Raw genomic sequence first — 19845 nt, 5'->3', positions numbered from 1 at the left:
GGAAACAATGTATATTGAAGTCATCGAAGTGATGCACCTCCTCCCGCAAAGCTTCGATATGTAAGTGACCTCACTCCTCCTCCCAGAGGGCACTTGCGGAATGGCAACACTCCTCCTCCCAGTTGCCGTTCGGTTCTATTCGGAAGCCTGCCGCACCTCCTCCCGCGGCAGGCTTTTTCGATTCTAGGACGTCATCTCCCGTCAAAGCATAAAGAACCGCCGCGAAGCATGTCCTCGCGACGGCTGGAGCTGTTATGCGGTTTGATCAGCGAAGCGGCGGAGCGTAGATCAGGCCGCCTTTGTTCCACAGGTTGTTGAGGCCTCGCTCGATCTTCAGCGGGCTATCCTTGCCGAGATGGCGCTCGAAGACTTCGCCATAGTTGCCGACGGCCGAGATCGCCTGAAAAGCCCATTTCGGATCGAGGCCGAAGTTTTTCGAAATCGCGCCGTCTGCGCCGAGGAAGCGCTTCTGCGCCACAGTACCGTCGTCGGCGGCCTTGGCAGCATTCTCCTTGGTGATGCCGAGTTCCTCTGCCTCGATCATCGCGAACAGGGTCCAGCGAACGATCTTGAACCACTGTTCGTCGCCCTGGCGAACGGCCGGTCCGAGCGGCTCCTTGGAGATGACTTCCGGCAGGACCATGTAGTTGTCGGGATCAGTCAACGTCAGGCGCTGGGCGTAAAGGGCTGAAGCATCCGTCGAGTAGACATCGCAGCGGCCGGTGCCGAAGGCCTGAACGGTCTGGTCGGGTTTTTCAAAGGCAATGACGTTGTACTGAATGTCGTTGGCGCTGAAATAGTCGGCCATGTTCTGTTCGGTGGTGGTGCCGGTCTCTGTGCAGACCGAGGCGCCGGATAGTTCCTTGGCGCTCTTCACACCCAGATCCTTGCGGATCATGAAGGCCTGTCCGTCATAATAGTTTGCGCCGATGAAGCTCATGCCGAGATCGGTATCGCGCGACAAGGTCCAGGTTGTCTGGCGCGACAGAAGATCGACTTCGCCCGATTGCAGGGCGGCGAAACGCTCCTTGGTGGAGAGCGGCACATATTGCACTTTGCTGGAATCGCCCAGTGTGGCTGCCGCCACAGCGCGGCAGAAATCCACGTCGAAGCCTGCCCATTCACCCTTGTCGTTCGGGCTCGAAAAGCCGAGTACGCCCTGGCTGACGCCGCAGCGAAGCGCACCGCGTTCGCGGGCGATATCAAGCGTGCCGGCCTGTGCTGCCGTGCCCGCCAGCGTTGCTGCGGCCAATAGTCCAAAAATCGCTGATGTCATGGTTTCGTTCTCCTCCGGTTTTTTAAGTCGCACGTGTTCGGTCCGGGCAGCGCCAAGCGCTGCCAAGCTCGTTCCTGTTTGTTTGTTGGTATTTACCGGGGTTGTCAGCCCCGGGCTGTGACCGCCTCGAATGTTTCCTCGAGCACGGCCAACAGATGGTCTGCGTCTCGTTTCGAGAAGATCATCGGTGGCCGCATCTTCAGCACGTTGTCATGCGGCCCTTCGGTGCCCATCAGCACGCCGCGCTGTCTTGCGCCGTTCGATACGGCACGGGCAAAATCCGTCGCCGGTGCCTTGGTTCTGCGGTCGGTCACCAGCTCGATGCCGAGGAAAAGCCCAACCCCGCGCACATCGCCGATCACCTCGTAACGCTCCTGCATCGCCCGGAAGCCGGCCATCAGGTAATTGCCGATCTCCAGCGCGTTTTCGCGAAGGTCCTGGCCCTCGATGACGTCGAGCACGGCGAGACCGACGGCGCAGGAGACCGGGTTACCGCCGAACGTGTTAAAATATTCCATTCCGTTGTTGAAGCTGCCGGCGATCTCGCGGGTGGTTACAACCGCCGCCAGCGGATGCCCGCTGCCGATCGGCTTGCCCATGGTGACGATATCGGGAACAACGCCCTGTTCCTCGAAAGCCCACCAATGGCTGCCCACCCGGCCAAAGCCGACCTGAACTTCATCGGCGATACAGATGCCGCCCGCAGCGCGGATCGTTTGGTAGACTTGCCTGAGATAACCTTCCGGCAGGAATACCTGACCGGCGACACTGGGGATGGATTCGGCGATGAAGAAGCCGGGACCTTCGCCCTTTGCCTGCATCTGCGCGATCAGTTCGGCCACGCTTTCGGCATAACGCTTGCCATGTTCTTCAAGCGGCCAATCGGCCGGAGCGCGGTAGCTGTCGGGAACCAGCGCCACATGGACATGCGGCTTCTTGTCCTTGCCGCCCTTGCGGCGGAACTTGTAGGGGCTGATCTCGATCAGCTCCTGCGTTGTGCCGTGATAGGCCCAATCAAGGACGATAGCGTTTTCACGGCCGGTATGGGCGCGCATCATCCGGAGCGCCAGGCTGTTGGCCTCAGAGCCGCTGTTGACGAAACCGGCGACTGTCAGCTCCTTCGGCAGCGTCGCGGTCAGCCGCTCGGCATAGGCAACGATGTTGTCGTGCAGGTAGCGCGTATTGGTGTTCAGCGTCGCCGCCTGCCGGGCCATCGCTTCCACGACTGCCGGATGCGCATGGCCGATATGGCAGACATTGTTGAAGCAATCGAGGTAGGCCCGGCCGCTGTCGTCGATCAGCCAGACGCCGTCGCCGCGCACGAACTTGATCGGCTTGTCGTAGGAAATCGACAGGTTGGGAACCAAAAGTTCCTTGCGCAGCTCGACGATCTCCTCATGCGAGCGCCCGGTCTTTTCGTAGAATTCCGGGGCGATGCCGGCAAAGGCGTTGGCATGGGGGAAAAGCTCGGCCCAGACATTGAGATAGCGCTCTTCGCCGACGCCAAGGATTTCCGTGGCGGAAAGCCGGGTGTCGATGGAAAGCTGCAGATGCAGGTGTGGCGCCCAACCTCCGTTTTCCACAGGAGCCCCCATCTCCCCAACCAGCGCACCGGCGTCCAGACCGTCGCCCGCCTTCAACCGGCTGAGCGCCTCGTGGGCAAGATGGCCCCAGAGGCTTATGAAAGCCGGGCAGCCCTCGGGTTCATGGCGCAGCGCAATCAGGCAGCCGTACCCGAGCGGGTCTAGCTCGATCTCGACACTGACGACGGTGGCAGCGATCGGTGTGTAGAGCCTGGTGCCTGCAGCCATAAACAGGTCGAGGCCGAGATGACGGGTGCGGCGGGTGTCTTCGATCAGCCGCGATACGAACATCTCGCCCGAATAGACCGTGCGAGCCTCGCCCCAGGGGCCGATGCCGAGATCGACACCGCGCTCTGTGCAATAGGCCTCCCAGATCGCCTGCGCCTCATCCGGCTGTTCGCCGGCGGACTTCACTGTCATTGGATGCTGCGGGTCGGCATAGGGAACAAGTGCGGCCGGATAGGTTGCGGCGGGGCGGTCAAGCAACGGACGCAGCGTCTTCTGGTTTGCCTGGATCCAGGCGGTGACGGAGCGCGTGCCCGGAGCTGCCTCGAAACCGCAGGAATGGCGTAGGATCGCGGTGGCAAAACGCGGGTTCATCGCATCGAGCTTGCGCAGCAGTGTCCAGGCCGGCTTTTCGCTGATGGCGAGGTACGGATTGCCGTCGGTATGGGCATGGCGCGATGCGGAAATCGTCACTGAGGTGACCAGGCGCATGGCGATCAGATCGAACAGAAGATCGACTTCCTCTTCGAGCAGCGAATATTCGGCATGGAAACCGCTCGCTATATCAGCGGCCGCACCGATCGGGTCCGCATGGTCGAGCCCGGCATAGGCGGCAGCGATAGCGACTTCGGCAATGACCGGCGCATAGAGCGCGTCCCCAAGATCGATCAGGCCGGCGATACGGTCGTGATCGTCATTGGCAACCAGCACATTCCAGTCATTGGCATCATTGTGGATGACGGCCGAACGCAGTTTGGGCAGTTTCGGCTCCACCACCGTGTCGAAGCGGGTGAGGAAGCGTTGCAGCAGTGCGCGGTCGTCGGCGCTGGCGATATGCTGCAGCCTGTCGGCGGAGCGGCCGGCATTGCGGATGTTCCAGTCGAGATCGCGCAGGGCGCCGGGATGCATAAAACCTTGCAGGGCGGTATCGAAACGGCCGAGCAGGCGGCCAAGCGATGTCAGCGCTTCCGGGCTGCGGCCAGACTGGGCCAGCGGTGTGCCAGGCACCCAGCCGACGAGACGAAGCAGGTGGCGGACGCCGTGCGCGCTGGTCGTTTCACCAAGGCTTGCGCCTGAGATCGTCGGGCGGATATGCGGAACGGGCAGGTCGGGCGCATGTTCGCCGACATGGCTGAGAAGCGCCGTCTGGAAGTCGCTTTCGAGCGGCGGTTCGGCGGCGTTGACGATTTTGAGGATGTAAATCCCACCGGTGCTGGCCGTCACCTTGAAATTCTGATCGCGTTCGCTGTCGAGCGGCGACAGCGAACCGTCGAGGCCATAGTGCTCGGTCAGCAGGCGCTTTGCGTCGCCGATGGAAAAATCCGGTGTGGTCTTCAGCATATCGGTCATGATGGTTCCTCGTGTGCTGTCAGAGTTGCACGGGATGGCAAATCAATGCACCCGGCAATATGCCGGTTGCACCGGCATTATGTTTATAATAACCGTCATCTTGTCGGTTCCCGGAAAGGTTCGAAAACATGCAGGACACAGATGCGATTGACCGCACGATCCTGAGCATCCTGTCGCGCGAAGCCCGCATCCCGATGAAGTCGCTTGCCGGCCGCATCGGCTTGTCCAGGAGTGCAACGACTGAGCGCGTCAACCGGCTGGAAAAGGCGGGGATCATTCGCGGTTATCGGGCCGATATCGGCCAGCTGGACGAAGGCCAGGTCCATGCCTTCTTGCTTTTGACGCTGAAGAAGACGCCCTCTATCGGCGTGCTCGACCGGCTGGCGGGCTTTTCCTCTGTGCGCAAGGTGTCGTCGGTCAGCGGCCAGCTCGATCTTGTCGTCGAGGTCGAGGTCGGTTCGATCAACGCGCTCAATGAACTCAGGAACGAGGTGGCGACGATGGAGAACGTCGATGACCTCACCACATCGATCGTGCTTCGCCGCGACATCGAGCGCAGCTGAGCCGCGCTTGACTTTACCACTAATGCTCACAAAATGATTTGCGGGCGGATTGCAGCGTTTGCAACAGTTGCGCCGCGAAGTTGACGAAAGGGAAGCGGCGCTTGTCGCCGGCCGAGCCCGTTCCGCCAAACAATGTTCCCCCAAAAATTTGAAAGTCTTTCGTTGAGCGCGTCGAAATGGACGGCTAGCGATCCGCCGCGCGAAAACGCACAATCATAAAACCGTGAATGAGACATCCGGCCTGCCGCAATGGTAGCCGGATACTGATCGGGCAGGGGCCCTGACAAGCCGTGATGGCTTGAAGATCGGTACAGTTTTGGTTGGTTCGCCAGAGGAGAAGGCGGTTCAACCTGTGGCATGCGCCGGGAATGGATTTTTCCGGCCAAGGGAGGAAATATGTTTGAACGGCTCTTCAAGCTGAGTGAGCACAATACCACAATCCGCACCGAACTGGTTGCGGGCGTCACGACATTTCTCACGATGTCGTACATCATCTTCGTCAATCCGGATATTCTATCGACCACCGGCATGGACCGCGACGCGATCTTCGTGGCCACCTGTCTAGCCGCCGCACTCGGCTCGATCGTCATGGCACTCGTTGCCAACTGGCCGATCGGCATGGCGCCGGGCATGGGCCTCAACGCCTTCTTCGCCTTCACGGTCGTCGCCGCACTTGGTTTTACCTGGCAACAGGCGCTCGGCGCCGTCTTCATCTCAGGCCTGATCTTCGTCTTCCTGACGGTGACGGGTATCCGCAGCTGGTTAATCCAGGGGATTCCGCATTCGTTGCGCAGCGCCATTGCTACCGGTATCGGCCTCTTCCTCGGCATCATCGCCCTGAAGAATGCCGGCATCGTCGTCGACAATCCGGCAACGCTGGTCGGCCTCGGTAGTCTGAAGGCAGCCGGACCGCTGCTGGCGATCTTCGGCTTCTTCGTCATCGCGGTGCTCGATGCGCTCAGGGTCAAGGGGGCGATCCTCATCGGTATTCTGGCCGTGACCATCCTGTCATGGATGACCGGCGTCAGCGAATTCCACGGCATCGTCTCGATGCCGCCGAGCATGGCGCCGACCTTCCTGCAGCTCGACATCGTCGGTGCCCTGCATGGTGGCCTGATCCACGTCATTCTCGTCTTCGTTCTGGTCGAAGTGTTTGACGCCACCGGCACGCTGATCGGCGTCGCCAAGCGCGCCAACCTGATCCAGGAGGGCAAGCCGAGCCGTCTCGGCCGCGCGCTTCTGGCAGACAGCACAGCGATCGTGGCCGGTTCGCTGATGGGCACCAGCAGCACCACCGCATATGTGGAAAGCGCGTCCGGTGTCCAGGCCGGCGGCCGCACGGGCCTGACCGCCCTCGTCATCGCCGTGCTGTTCCTCGCCTCGCTGTTCATCTCGCCGCTGGCGGGCTCCGTGCCCACCTATGCGACGGCACCGGCCCTGCTTTACGTCGCCGGCCTGATGATGCGCGAACTGACTGAAGTCGATTGGGAGGACCTCACCGAAGCCGCACCGGCAGCGCTGACCGCCCTTGCCATGCCCTTCACCTACTCGATTGCCAACGGCCTTGCCTTCGGCTTCATCAGCTATGTCGTCTTAAAACTGTTCACCGGAAAATGGCGCGCCATCCACCCGGCAACGCTCATTGTGGCCGTCCTATTCGTCGTCCGCTTCGCGTTCTTTGCGGAGTGAGATGAGCCGGGCGAAGCGGCGAATAGGCGCCTCGTGTCCGACGATCTACCCACAGTCTGGGCCGCAAGTGTGCGGCCCATTTTTTACGGCAAGTCCCAGTTATCCGTTGTCGGTTAGTTTCTGTCATACGGCCCTAGCGCCTCGCAAGTATCCAGAACTATGTCTTCAATATTTGCGTCAGGCCAATGCTCGGAATGGAGCAGCTCCTGTGGTCGGATTTGACCAACGAAATAGCTTCGAGAAGCGAAGTTGAGCATTGGAATACGCCATCGAATCACCGACTGTCGCCAAGGACGCCTGTGTCATTTTGAGCTCGGCGAATAGTGAATTCAGATAATGGCCTTACCTTCCGGCCAGAAATGGCTGAGGGTATCGTCCTCTCGCCAGCCGGTACCAACCGCGTAATCGGCACCCAACTCTGTCGCGAGCCCATGCGACTGCGAATTGCCAAGTAATCGAAACAAGGGCGATCTTTGTCCCTGCAGCCTTTAGCCGGTCGAAACCTTGGGTAACACCCGGAGCGAGACGGAGATCAGGCAGATGCTCGATCAATTTAGCCTTGCTGAAAGGAAGGTACCATTCCCGCATAGCCTCCTGTCCCTTGGTGATGTCCTCCCGTGAACGGAGAAGCTCGAAAGCAACCATTTCGGTTGACCGCCCAATATTTCTACCGATGCAACCGCAGATGTTTTTACCTCGGAACAGAGTTCCATCCGCTTGGCGCGAATGAATGCTGCGTTCAACCTATGACACAAGGGGCGTCCGCAGAACAGTTAGTGTCATACCCGGATTTCGGTTAGGAAAAACGATAGCTGAGACCCGGCGACGGCTCTTAGCCCGCCGCCGCGCTTCGCGTCCGCTCGCCCTCGGACTTCCGCAACCTCCGGCATCAGCGTCTCATTGCCAGTCAGCCATCTCATACAACGGCCGTATTTCAATCTCGCTGGGGCCGGGCATTGGGTTGGGGCAGCGTTTCACCCAGGCGACCGCTTCGTCCATATCCTTGACGTCCCAGAGCCAGAAGCCGGCGACCAGTTCGCGGGCCTCGGCGAAGGGCCCGTCGATGACCGTGCGGCGGGTGCCGTCGAATGCGACACGCTTGCCCGCCGAAGAGGGTTTGAGACCGTCGGCGTCACGCAGGATGCCAGCCTCGCGCAGTTCGTCATTGAATTTACCCATCGCCTCCATCATCGCGCTGGTTTCAGCCGTCGGGACAAAGCCCTTTTCGCTGTCTTCGGTCGCTTTCACGAGCACCATCACACGCATCGTTTGTCTCCTTGTTAGAGCCGGCCTCATTGGGCTGGCATCCTAACGACGAATGGGTCTTTGGGAAATCGACATCGCGCTGCAGAACTTTTTCCATGGCTGGGGCCTGAATGGGAGGACCGAGATTGGTGCAAAAAATTGATGGCGGCACACGCAGTCGTGGAACACTATTGGGCAAGTGATCGGATGTTGTCGTAGCGGACGGTATACTCATCCGCAGTGCCTTCGCCATAAATCTTCGCTAAAACCGCCTTGAGTTCTGACGAATAGAGAAAGCTATAGACGTCGATCTTCTCCTCACCTTGCTTGGTTATCTGCTTTATCCTGAGCACTTTGTATTCACATGCCCCGAGGTTAAACGTCTCCTCGCCATCCACTGATAATTCGAGGCTCCAAGGCGCACTCGGCAGGTTATTTGGTTCGAATCGTGCGAAGGTAACCTTTGTCACCCCTTTTTTTAGTGGCAGGACGCGGTTGAGATCAGAGGTTGGGTGCATGACAAACTGTTGATCTTCCTTGCCGAAACGAGCCAAATCGAACAATCCGGCGAATGAGAACACCGTTTCCTGAATCGAATCGTCAAAATGATTGACCGTTTTGACAATCCCTCCCTCAGCATGTCGGAATTCGCTGCGCGCGCCCGGGGTTTGGAGGACGAAGCCTTTTTGGGTATCGCCAGCCGATGGGCAACCGGCCGCAACTGCGTCTCCAGAGAACGAATATGCAATGAGCAACAAAGCGAGGCGCGTCTTGATCATATTGAATTTTTCCTCCACGAAAGAACTTTGGAGTAATGTTGGTGTGCGTGCGAATCTCTGCACCTTTAACTAGAGACAATGCACGGCGCGAGAAAATTTTCTAGCTGTATAGAGTGGGCGGTGACAGAACATTCGTTGGGCCGGTCTGCGGCGTTGATTGGCACGCTCGCGAAGTCTATTCTTTACGCGGGCAAAACACTGACACAAAATTCTGCTTTGAGTGAATGCCATGCTTGGTTTCGTGTGAAATTTCCGCCGCAGCGTCGCTGATTTGCCACCTGGCGTACGCCAGGCGATGGCCCCGCCTTCCAAATGCTGGGAAAGTTCACCGGATCAAAAACGGCGTCTTATAAAAATGCTCCTCCAGATTGACGCCCTCGCCGGCGCGGTCGATGACGGCAAAATCGGAGATACCATCAAGCGGTGTGAGGATGCCGTGCCAGACGTTGCGGCCGATATTGACGCCTTGGCCGGGCGCTGTCTTGAAGGCGATCGGCTCGCCCGGGCCGTCCGGCGTTTCCTCGGCAACGACAACGAGGAACGGGTGTTGGCTAAGTGGAATGAAGGCTTGGCTGCCGAAAGGGTGGCGCTCGACCATGCCGAGTTCCAGTGGCAGCGGATAGGGCTCGCCGCGCAACAGGCTGATCATCGGCCGGGCCTTCTCGCCGGTCGTCTCGATCCTGGCGAGATCATGATAACGCACGCATTTGCCCGCATTGATCGGGAAATGGTGCGCGCCTTCGGCTTCCAGTACTTCGCCAAACGGCGCGAAAGCCTCGCGGGTCAGCGGCCGAGTATCAATCGTCTTCATCGTTTCCCCCTCAGTTCGGCAGCATGTCGGTCAGGCGCAGCAGAGCGATCCGCTCGACCTGGCTGCAGGCCGTTTGAAATTCGGTCTGCCAGTCATTGCCGATGCGGCGCTGGAAGGCCGCCAGAATGTCGACCTTGCCAAGGCCGCGGACGGCGATGATGAAGGGGAAGCCAAACGTTTTCACGTAGCGGCCATTGAGAATGTTGAACTGTTCGCGCTCTGCGTTCGTAAGCGCGTCGAGCCCGGCAGATGCCTGTTCGCTGTTCGAGCTTTCAGTCAGGCGCTTGGCCCGTGCAAGTTTTCCGGCGAGATCCGGGTGGGCGTTGAGCACCGCCAGCCGCTCCGTTTCGCTCGCGCCGCGAAAGACGGCTGCCAAAGCCGCATGCAGGCCTAACGCGGTATCGTTGGCCGCGCCGAGTTCGCCTGCGAAGGCCCGCTTGGCGATCCAGTCCGAATGTTCAAAGACGCCGCCGAAGCGCGCAACGAAAGCCTCTTCCGAAAGACGCGATGGCCGATTTTCATTCGGCTTGAATGGAAATGCCTTTGCCCAATGATCGGCAATATCGATACGGCGGGCGATCCAGACCTTGTCATGGCTCTTCACATAATCGATGAACCGGGCAAGGGCCGCCGCGCGTCCCGGCCGTCCGACTAGGCGGCAATGCAGGCCGATATTCATCATCTTTGGCGCACCCTGAGCGCCTTCGGCATAGAGCACGTCGAACGTATCCTTCAGGTAGCTGAAGAACTGGTCGCCGCTGTTGAACCCTTGGGGCGTGGCAAAGCGCATGTCGTTGGTATCGAGCGTATAGGGAATGACCAGCTGGTGCTTGCCGTCGTGCTCATGCCAATAGGGTAGGTCATCGGCATAGCTGTCGGAGACATAGGCAAAACCGCCTTCTTCGGTCACGAGATCGACGGTATTTTCCGAACACCTGCCGGTGTACCAGCCGCGCGGCCGTTCGCCGGTGACAACTTTATGCAGCCGGATCGCTTCTGCGATCTGCTTGCGCTCTTCTGCCGGGTCCATATCCTTGTGCTCGACCCATTTCAGCCCGTGCGAGGCAATTTCCCAGCCCGCACTCTGCATAGCCGCCACCTGTTCGGGGGAACGTTTCAGGGCGGTTGCGACACCATAGACGGTGACTGGAACATCGCGCTGGGTCAGCAGCCGATGCAGCCGCCAGAAGCCGGCGCGGGCACCATATTCATAGATCGATTCCATGTTCCAGTGGCGCTGGCCCGCCCATGCGCTGGCGCCGACGATCTCCGATAGGAAAGCTTCCGATGCAATGTCGCCATGCAGCACGCAGTTTTCGCCGCCTTCCTCGTAATTGATGACGAACTGAACGGCGATGCGGGCTTCGTCCGGCCAGGCGGCGTTTGGTGCGGTAGCGCCGTAACCCTGTAGATCGCGTAGATATCGCATGAAATCATTCCTCCCAAAATGTTCGATTGGCCGATTTCTAACCGCAAATCGCGCGCGCCATTCCCCCTCAAAATTTTGAAAGTCTCGAACGATCAGCCCGCTACCGCAGGGAAGTGAGGTGGCGGATAGTGGCCGAATGAATGCAGTCTTTGGGAGGTGAAACGCATGCAATCTGGAACAGCCGGCCGGCTGACGACCCACGTGCTCGACACGACGCTTGGCAAGCCCGCCGAGAACCTGCGCATCGATCTCTTTCGCATCGACGGTGAGAGCGCCGAGAAGATCGGCTCGACCCGCACCAATAACGACGGCCGTTGCGATGCGCCGCTGCTGAGCGGCGATGCCATGACATGTGGCATCTACGAACTGCGCTTTCACGCTGGTGCTTATCTCGGCCAAAAAGACAGTGAGATCGCATTTCTCAATATCATCCCCATCCGTTTCGGTGTCGCAGATGCGTCCGCCCACTACCACGTGCCGCTCCTGCTGTCGCCCTACAGCTATTCGACCTATCGCGGGAGCTAAGCCATGACCGTGCAGATCCGCAGTTCCATCCGTTTCCTGCTCAATCACCGCCTGGTCGAACTCTCAGCCGTATCGGCGGTCCAGACCTTGCTCGATTTCCTGCGGCTCGACCGCAATCTGCGCGGCACCAAGGAAGGCTGCGCCGAAGGCGATTGCGGCGCATGCACGGTGCTGGTCGGCCGCCTGCTGGATGGGCAGCTGAAATACGAGAGCGTCAATGCTTGCATCCGTTTCGTCGGCTCGCTCGACGGCTGCCATATCGTCACGGTGGATTCACTCGCCGTGCCCGGCGGCCCGCTGCATCCGGTGCAGCAGGCGATGGTCGATACGCATGCCTCGCAATGCGGCTTCTGCACGCCCGGCTTCGTCATGTCGCTCTATGGCCTCTGGATGGAAAATCCGAAGCCGTCGGTAGCGGAGATCGAGACGGCATTGCAGGGCAATCTCTGTCGCTGCACCGGCTATGCCGCCATCCTGCGGGCCGCGGAAGCGGTCTCGGTGATCGGCGATCTCGACCGGGACCCGCTGGTTGCGGAACGCGCAACGATCGTTCAGAAGCTGGAAGCGCTGAAGGACGGCAAACGCGTCGAGATCGGCGAAGGCTCTGAGCGTTTTCTTCTGCCAGCCTCGGTCGATGATCTTGCCGAGATCTATGAGGCGGAACCGAAGGCCCGCATCGTCGCCGGTTCCACCGATGTCGGTCTGTGGGTGACGAAATTCATGCGTGATATCGCGCCGGTCGTGCATCTCAGCCATCTCGACGAATTGCGACGTATCACCGTCGACGAGACCGGCATCACCCTCGGCGCAGGTGTCAGCTACACCGAATCCTTTCCGCTGATCTCGAAACACTTCCCACAGCTCGTCGAATTGTGGAACCGCATCGGCGGCCAGCAGGTGCGCAACATGGGCACGATCGGCGGCAATATCGCCAACGGTTCGCCGATCGGCGACACACCGCCAGCGCTGATCGCGCTTGGTGGGTCCGTCGTGCTGCGCAAGGGCAAGGTAAGCCGCACAGTGCCGCTCGAAAGCTATTTCATCGAATACGGCAAACAGGACCGTCAGCCCGGCGAGTTCGTCGAAGCGGTGCGCATCCCGTTCCTGAACGAGAAAGCGCGCTATGCGGTCTACAAGATCACCAAGCGGCTGGACGAGGACATTTCCGCCGTCTGCGGCGCCTTCCGCTTGACTGTCGATGAGAATGGCAGAGTTTCCGATGCTGTCATCGCATTTGGCGGCATGGCCGGAACGCCGAAGCGGGCTGACAACGCCGAAGCCGCGTTGATCGCTGCCGATTGGACGGAAGCGACCGTCGAAGCCGCCATGGACGCGCTTGGCAAGGACTACACGCCACTGACCGACTGGCGCGCAACCGCCGACTACCGGCTGCTGGTCGCAAAAAACCTTCTGCGCCGTTTCTATCTGGAATCGCAGGGCGATGAGCCGGTGCGGCTTGACCGCAAACAGGCCGTGTAGGAGAAGACCATGAACGTCATGAAGCCAATCGACCGCATCCGCGGTGGTGTCCACGAAAACGAGCGCCACGAATCCGGCCACAAGCATGTGACGGGCACCGCTGAATATATCGACGATATTCCCGAACCCGCCGGCACCCTGCATGCCTATCTCGGGCTTTCGCAACGCGCCCATGCCGAGATCTTGTCGATCGATTTTGACGCCGTCAATTCCGCGCCCGGGGTGATCGGTATCCTGACGGCCGACGACATTCCTGGCGAAAACGATGTCAGCCCGGCTCACAAGCATGACGACCCGGTCTTTGCGACCGGAAAGGTCGAGTTCCACGGCCAGCCGATCTTTGCCGTCATTGCCGAAACCCGCGATGCGGCCCGTCGCGCTGCCGCCAAGGTCAAGATCGAGTACCGCGACCTGCCGCATGTCACCGACGTGCTCGAAGCGGCCGCCGCCAATTATCCGCTGGTCATCGATCCGCTGAAGCTGGAGCGTGGCGATATCGCGGCCGGGTTCGCCAAGGCAAAGAACATTCTCGAAGGCGAGATGCGGGTTGGCGGGCAGGATCATTTCTACCTCGAAGGCCAGATTTCCTTTGCCATTCCCGGCGAAGACGACGAGATCACGCTCTATTCCTCGACTCAGCATCCAAGCGAAACCCAGCATATGGTCGGCCAGGTGCTTGGCGTTGCGTCCAATGCCGTCACCATCAATGTCCGCCGCATGGGCGGCGCCTTCGGCGGCAAGGAAACGCAGGCAAACCTGTTTGCTGCCGTCGCAGCGCTCGCAGCGAAGAAATATCGTTGTGCAGTCAAAATCCGGCCCGACCGCGACGACGACATGACGGCGACCGGAAAGCGCCACGACTTCCATGTCGGCTACAAGGTGGGCTATGACGACGATGGCCGCATCGAGGCTGTCGATGCGACGTTTTCGGCCCGTTGCGGCTTCTCGGCCGACCTTTCCGGCCCGGTCACGGACCGTGCTCTGTTTCATGCCGACAATTGCTATTTCTATCCGCATGTCCGGCTGCGTTCGCGGCCGCTGAAGACCAACACCGTTTCCAACACCGCCTTCCGCGGTTTCGGCGGCCCGCAGGGCATGGTCGGCGGCGAGCGGATGATCGAGGACGTCGCCTATGCGCTCGGCAAGGATCCACTCGACATCCGCAAACTGAATTTTTACGGCGGCGAGGGGCGCAACCTCACGCCCTATCACCAGACCGTCGAAGACAATATCATCGGCCGTATCATCGAGGAACTGGAAACGTCCTGCGATTATGCGGCGCGGCGCGCGGAAGTGCTGGCTTTCAATCGCAAGAGCAGCGTGATCAAGCGCGGTATTGCGCTGACGCCGGTGAAGTTCGGCATCTCGTTCACCAAGACGGAATACAATCAGGCCGGCGCGCTGGTACATGTCTATGCCGATGGTTCGATCCATCTCAACCATGGCGGCACGGAGATGGGGCAGGGGCTCTACACCAAGATTGCTCAGGTGGTGGCCGATGAGTTCCAGGTCGATCTCAACCGGATCAAGGTAACGGCAACGACCACCGGCAAGGTGCCGAACACATCAGCGACCGCCGCGTCTTCCGGCACTGACCTTAACGGCATGGCGGCCGCCAATGCGGCGCAGCAGATCAAGGCAAGGTTGGTCACCTTTGCTGCCATGCGCTGGGGCGTCAGCGAAAACGATGTCGCCTTCGAGCCGAACACGATCCGCATCGGCGCCGAACGCATTCCTTTCGGGGAGTTCATCAGGATCGCCTATGGATCGCGCATTCAGCTTTCGGCAGCCGGTTTCTACAAGACGCCGAAGATCCATTGGAATCGTTCCGAGGGCCGGGGTCGGCCATTCTTCTACTACGCCTATGGTGCCTCCTGCTCCGAAGTCAGCGTCGATACGTTGACCGGCGAGTATCAGGTGGATCGCAGTGACGTGCTGCACGACGTCGGCACGTCTCTGAACCCAGCGCTGGATATCGGCCAGGTCGAGGGTGCTTTTGTGCAGGGCATGGGCTGGCTGACGACGGAAGAACTGTGGTGGGATGCCAAAGGACGGCTGCGCACCCATGCGCCGTCAACCTATAAGATCCCGCTCGCCTCCGACCGGCCGCGTATCTTCAACGTCAAGCTGGCCGAATGGTCTGTCAATCGCGAGGAGACGATCCGTCGTTCCAAGGCTGTCGGCGAGCCGCCATTCATGCTGCCGATCTCGGTTTTGGAAGCGATCTCGATGGCGGCGGCGAGCGTTGCGGAGTATCGTATTGCACCGCGCCTCGATGCGCCGGCAACGCCGGAACGGGTGTTGCTTGCCATCGAGCGGCTGCGCCGCGCGGCAAAGAACGGGTGAATGGCATGGCCGCTAAGCGCGAAGACATCAGGGAATTCTTGCGCCGCGAGCCGGACTGCGTGTTCGTCGAGGTGACGGGTGCTGCCGGCTCGACGCCGCGCGATACCGATGCCTGGATGCTGGTGGCGGCCGAAGGCCTGTTCGGCACCATTGGCGGCGGTCAACTGGAATACATGGCCATCGATCATGCGCGCCGCAGCCTGCGGCAGGGCGTGCCGGCCGAAGCGATGAATGTTCCGCTTGGCCCCGAAATCGGCCAGTGTTGCGGCGGCCGCGTCGGGCTTTCGTTCACGGCTATGAACACTGAACTCGCCCTGTTTCTGATTGCCCGCAGCGATCGCGAAATGGCGTCACGTCCGCATGTCTATGTCTTCGGCGCCGGCCATGTCGGCGATGCGCTTGCCATGGCGCTGTCGCTGGTCCCCTTACGCATCATTCTCGTCGATACCCGCGAACAGGAGCTCTCGGCGTCCAATGTGCCCGGCATCGAAACCTGCCTGACAGCGATGCCGGAGGCCCTGGTCCGTGACGCCCCGGCAGGCAGCTCGTTCGTCATCCTCACCCATGATCATGCGCTCGATTTTCTCATCACCGCCGAGGCCCTGCGCCGCGACGATGCCGCCTATGTCGGCATGATCGGCTCGAAGACTAAACGCGCGACCTTCAAGAACTGGCTCTCCCACGACGTCGGCCGCCCCGAACTTTTCGACCGCCTGATCTGCCCGATCGGCGGCACTGCGGTGAAGGACAAACGGCCGGCGGTGATTGCCGCTCTGGCCGCAGCGGAGATCATGACTGCGGCGCTCAATCAGGATGTGGCCAAAGTCGTGACCGCGCGAAGCAACCGCGCCACGGTGAGCGCACGGTAGTCTCTACTCCAGCATCTTGCCGATCATCCGCTGACAGCGTTCGGCCATAAAATCGATCATCAGTCGGACTTTTGGGTCCTGGAAGCGCTTGTGCGGGTAAATCGCGGCGAGTTGGACGCTGGCGGGCGGGGTGTCTTTCAGGATTTCGACCAGCGTGCCGTCATTGAGGTGTGCTTTCACCTCGAACAGCGGCTTGTTGATGATGCCCCGGCCTTCGAGCGCCCACTGGGTCAAGACGTCGCCATCGTCGGAATCGTATGGGCCGCCGATTTCGAGCTTGCGAATGCCGTCCGGCGTTTGCAGGGTCCAATAATATTCCTTCGAGCCCGGATAGCGCAAAAGCAGACAGTCGTGCTTGTCGTCGATCAGCGCGTCCGGAGTGTCCGGTGTGCCACGTTTGGCAAGATAGCCGGGAGCGGCGCAGACGACGCGCTGACAGTTGAGGATGCCGCGCATGCGAAGATTGGAATCCTCCAGCACCCCGAGCTTGAAGGCGACATCGACGCCTTCGCTCAAGATGTCGACATTGTGGTCGGAGAGGCGCACACGCACCTCGATATCCGGGTATTTATCGTGGAATTCCGGGATGCCTGAGGCAATCAGGCGGCGGCCGATGCCGAGCGGGGCGGTGATGCGCAGCGATCCCTTCGGATTGTGCGAGAGATCGGCGATGGCGCTCTCTGCCTCGTTGACGGCCTCGATGATCTTGACGGCACCGAGGTAGAACACCCTGCCATGTTCGGTCGGCGACAGCTTGCGGGTGGTGCGGTTGAACAGGCGCACGCCAAGGTGTTTTTCCAGCTCCTTGATACGGTTGCTGGCGACGGCAGGCGTTACCCGCTGGTCGCGGCCGGCGGAGGAAAGAGTGCCGAGTTCAACGACGCGGACGAAGACGCGGATATTATCGAGATAGGACATGACACCCTTCTACCACAGGCAGTAACCGACCACAGCGGGGGTGATCTTATAGATTTTTTTGAAAGTGTTGGGGATTAACCGGCATTTCGGCGAAGATCGCAGGATGGCAGAAGCTTCCCAAACAGGGAGGCCCTTATGTATGAATACGCCATTGCCTGGGATTGGCTGACCTTCGCCGTCCGCTGGCTCCACGTCATCACCGCCATCGCCTGGATCGGCTCGTCGTTCTATTTCGTCGCCCTCGATCTTGGCCTGCGCAAGCGTCCGGACCTTCCGGCCGGTGCGTATGGCGAGGAGTGGCAGGTGCATGGCGGTGGCTTCTACCATATCCAGAAGTATCTCGTGGCGCCGTCCAACATGCCGGAACATCTGATCTGGTTCAAATGGGAGAGCTACGTCACCTGGCTTTCCGGTTTCGGCATGCTGTGTCTTGTCTATTATGCCGGTGCCGATCTCTACCTGATCGATCCGAACGTTCTGGATGTCTCCAAGCCTGTCGCCATCGGCATTTCGCTTGCCTCGCTTGCTTTCGGCTGGATCATCTACGACCTGCTTTGCAAGTCGCCCTTCGGCAATGACAATACCCGGCTGATGGTTGCGCTCTACTTCATCCTGGTCGCGGTTGCCTGGGGTTACACGCAGCTGTTCACCGGCCGTGCCGCCTTTCTGCATCTCGGCGCCTTCACGGCGACAATCATGTCGGCCAACGTCTTCTTCATCATTATGCCGAACCAGCGCATCGTCGTTGCCGACCTCATCGCGGGCCGCACGCCGGATGCGAAATACGGCCGGATCGCCAAGCAGCGCTCGACGCACAACAACTACCTGACGTTGCCCGTGCTGTTTCTGATGCTGTCGAACCATTATCCGCTGGCTTTTGGCACGCAGTTCAACTGGATCATCGCCTCGCTGGTGTTCCTTATGGGCGTTACCATCCGGCACTATTTCAACACCCGTCACGCCAATGCCGGAAATCCGACCTGGACCTGGCTTGCCACCGTGCTTTTGTTCATCGTCATCATGTGGCTTTCGACCGTGCCGAAAATCCTGACCGGTCGGCCGGAACAGGTTTCGGCCGCACAGCAGCCTTTTGTTAAGGCGGAGGCCTTTTCGAAGGTGCGCGATACGATCCTTGGCCGCTGTGCCATGTGTCATGCGCAGGAGCCGGGCTGGGAAGGCATGATCAAGCCGCCGAAGGGCGTGGTGCTGGAGAGCGATGCCCAGATCGCCAACCATGCGCGCGAAATCTACCTGCAGGCCGGACGTTCGCATGCGATGCCGCCGGCCAACGTAACCGCCGTGACCGACGATGAGCGCAAGCTGCTGGCCGCCTGGTACGAGACAGTTGTGAACGGAGGAAAAACCCAATGAGCGAACTGCTGATCCGTGGACGGGTGCTGACCTTTATCAATGAGCCCCAGAGGATCGATGATACCGCATCTTATCTGACCGTGGACGATGGCGCGGTTCTGGTTCGCGATGGAAAGATCGCAGCCATCGGCGATTTTGCCGATATCAGCAAGACTGCCGGTCCCGGCGTTGCGGTGGCCGATCACCGGCCGCATCTCATCCTGCCCGGGCTGATCGATATGCATTTGCATTTCCCGCAGACGCAGGCGATCGCGTCCTATGGCGCGCAACTGCTCGAATGGCTGAACACTTATATTTTCGTTGAGGAACAGAAATTCGCCGAACCGGAGCATGCGGCCTTCATCGCCGGACGGTTCATGGACGAGCTCTTGTCGAACGGCACGACGACGGCAGTTGCCTATTGTTCGGTGCATCCGCAGAGCGTTGACGCCTATTTCACGGCGGCCGAACAGCGCGGCATGCTGATGGTCGGCGGCAAGGTGATGATGGACCGTAATGCGCCGGATGCGCTGCGCGACACGCCGCAACAGGGCTATGACGAGACCAAGCGGCTGATCGGCAAATGGCATGGCCGGGGCCGGGCGCATTATGCGATCAGCCCGCGCTTTGCCATTACCTCGACACCGGACCAGATGGAAATGTCCCGGGCGCTGGTCGCCGAACACCGCGATTGCTACGTGCAGACGCATCTCTCCGAAAACAAGGACGAGATCGCCTTTGCCACCTCGCTCTATCCGGATGCGAAGGACTATACCGACATCTATGCTCGCTACGATCTTTTGACGGACAAGACGCTGCTCGGGCACTGCATCTATCTGAGCGACCGGGAGATTTCGGTGCTGGCCGAGACCGGGGCGGTCGGCGTGTTCTGCCCAACGTCCAACCTCTTTCTCGGCTCCGGCCTGTTCGACCGCGACCGGTTCGACCGGCTCGGCGCCCGCTGGTCGGTGGCAACCGATGTCGGGGCTGGGACCAGCTTCTCCATGCTGGAAACGATGGACGAGGCCTACAAGGTGCTGCACTTGCAGGGCCAACGCCTGTCGCCGCTCAATTCCTTCTACCGCATGACGCTCGGCAATGCCCGGGCGCTGGGGCTTCAGGACCGCATCGGCTCGTTGCATGCCGGTGCCGACGCCGATATGGTCGTGCTCGATTCCAGCGGTAAATCGGCGATGGAACTGCGCATGCGGACGGCGAAATCGCTGACCGACGAATTGTTCATCCTGCAGACTATGGGCGATGATCGTTGTGTCGCCGAGGTCTATGTGGCCGGCAAGGCGATGAAGAAGCGCAAGGCCGGTGCTGCGGCGCGGGCGCTGGAGACGGTGTGAGCGCCTGTCTTCTGCTTGGGGGGCCGGGTCTCCCTCCTATTCTAGCAGGCAAGAGC

At 60.2% G+C, this 19845-nt stretch carries 15 protein-coding genes; 8 read left to right on the top strand and 7 right to left on the bottom strand.

The window, feature by feature from the left end:
- Positions 1-265: 265 nt before the first annotated feature.
- Together ACP7E0_RS21460 and ACP7E0_RS21455 are read right to left on the bottom strand one after the other, a co-directional pair.
- Positions 266-1276, bottom strand: coding sequence for an amino acid ABC transporter substrate-binding protein (locus ACP7E0_RS21460; protein ID WP_426127619.1), 1011 nt, complete (start codon positions 1274-1276; stop codon positions 266-268).
- A gap of 104 nt (positions 1277-1380) precedes the next feature.
- Positions 1381-4434: an aminotransferase class III-fold pyridoxal phosphate-dependent enzyme gene (locus ACP7E0_RS21455; RefSeq protein WP_426127617.1), complete on the bottom strand. Its 3054-nt coding sequence runs from the start codon at positions 4432-4434 to the stop codon at positions 1381-1383.
- 128 nt (positions 4435-4562) lie between these two features.
- Between ACP7E0_RS21455 and ACP7E0_RS21450 the strand changes: the two genes are divergently transcribed.
- On the top strand, positions 4563-4997 hold the full coding sequence (locus tag ACP7E0_RS21450) for an Lrp/AsnC family transcriptional regulator (RefSeq protein ID WP_060509122.1): 435 nt from the start codon (positions 4563-4565) through the stop codon (positions 4995-4997).
- Between the two features lie 396 nt (positions 4998-5393).
- Positions 5394-6686, top strand: coding sequence for an NCS2 family permease (locus ACP7E0_RS21445; protein ID WP_426127615.1), 1293 nt, complete (start codon positions 5394-5396; stop codon positions 6684-6686).
- Positions 6687-7583: 897 nt separating this feature from the next.
- On the opposite strand, the gene ACP7E0_RS21440 is transcribed toward ACP7E0_RS21445, so the two are convergent.
- The 4 genes from ACP7E0_RS21440 to puuE form a co-directional block, all read right to left on the bottom strand.
- On the bottom strand, positions 7584-7952 hold the full coding sequence (locus tag ACP7E0_RS21440) for a YciI family protein (protein WP_426127613.1): 369 nt from the start codon (positions 7950-7952) through the stop codon (positions 7584-7586).
- A gap of 167 nt (positions 7953-8119) precedes the next feature.
- Positions 8120-8710 (bottom strand): hypothetical protein, encoded by a 591-nt coding sequence (locus ACP7E0_RS21435; RefSeq protein ID WP_426127612.1) that lies wholly within the window; start codon positions 8708-8710, stop codon positions 8120-8122.
- A gap of 325 nt (positions 8711-9035) precedes the next feature.
- Complete coding sequence (locus ACP7E0_RS21430; protein WP_426127610.1) at positions 9036-9521, bottom strand: ureidoglycolate lyase; 486 nt, start codon at positions 9519-9521, stop codon at positions 9036-9038.
- A gap of 10 nt (positions 9522-9531) precedes the next feature.
- Positions 9532-10950, bottom strand: coding sequence for an allantoinase PuuE (gene puuE / locus ACP7E0_RS21425; protein WP_426127608.1), 1419 nt, complete (start codon positions 10948-10950; stop codon positions 9532-9534).
- Positions 10951-11115: 165 nt separating this feature from the next.
- Here puuE and uraH point away from each other — a divergent pair, with 165 nt between their 5' ends.
- The 4 genes from uraH to xdhC are packed head-to-tail and all read left to right on the top strand — an operon-like array spanning position 11116 to position 16169.
- On the top strand, positions 11116-11475 hold the full coding sequence (gene uraH / locus ACP7E0_RS21420) for a hydroxyisourate hydrolase (protein ID WP_426127606.1): 360 nt from the start codon (positions 11116-11118) through the stop codon (positions 11473-11475).
- Between the two features lie 3 nt (positions 11476-11478).
- Positions 11479-12954: a xanthine dehydrogenase small subunit gene (gene xdhA / locus ACP7E0_RS21415; protein WP_426127604.1), complete on the top strand. Its 1476-nt coding sequence runs from the start codon at positions 11479-11481 to the stop codon at positions 12952-12954.
- Between the two features lie 9 nt (positions 12955-12963).
- The gene (gene xdhB, locus ACP7E0_RS21410; RefSeq protein ID WP_426127602.1) at positions 12964-15300 is read left to right on the top strand and encodes a xanthine dehydrogenase molybdopterin binding subunit; all 2337 of its coding nucleotides are present in this window, start codon (positions 12964-12966) and stop codon (positions 15298-15300) included.
- 5 nt (positions 15301-15305) lie between these two features.
- Positions 15306-16169 (top strand): xanthine dehydrogenase accessory protein XdhC, encoded by an 864-nt coding sequence (gene xdhC, locus ACP7E0_RS21405; RefSeq protein ID WP_426127600.1) that lies wholly within the window; start codon positions 15306-15308, stop codon positions 16167-16169.
- A gap of 3 nt (positions 16170-16172) precedes the next feature.
- Here xdhC and ACP7E0_RS21400 read toward each other — a convergent pair whose 3' ends face one another.
- Entirely contained in the window at positions 16173-17087 is a 915-nt protein-coding gene (locus ACP7E0_RS21400) for a LysR substrate-binding domain-containing protein (protein ID WP_426127598.1), read from the bottom strand.
- 135 nt (positions 17088-17222) lie between these two features.
- Between ACP7E0_RS21400 and ACP7E0_RS21395 the strand changes: the two genes are divergently transcribed.
- On the top strand, positions 17223-18458 hold the full coding sequence (locus ACP7E0_RS21395; RefSeq protein WP_426127596.1) for a urate hydroxylase PuuD: 1236 nt from the start codon (positions 17223-17225) through the stop codon (positions 18456-18458).
- Complete coding sequence (gene guaD, locus ACP7E0_RS21390; protein WP_426127594.1) at positions 18455-19789, top strand: guanine deaminase; 1335 nt, start codon at positions 18455-18457, stop codon at positions 19787-19789. Before ACP7E0_RS21395 ends, guaD begins: the two co-directional genes overlap by 4 nt.
- Positions 19790-19845 lie beyond the last annotated feature (56 nt).

Source organism: Pararhizobium sp. PWRC1-1 (genome assembly GCF_049897905.1).
Taxonomy (GTDB): domain Bacteria; phylum Pseudomonadota; class Alphaproteobacteria; order Rhizobiales; family Rhizobiaceae; genus Pararhizobium.
This window is presented reverse-complemented; position numbering and strand designations above follow the sequence as displayed.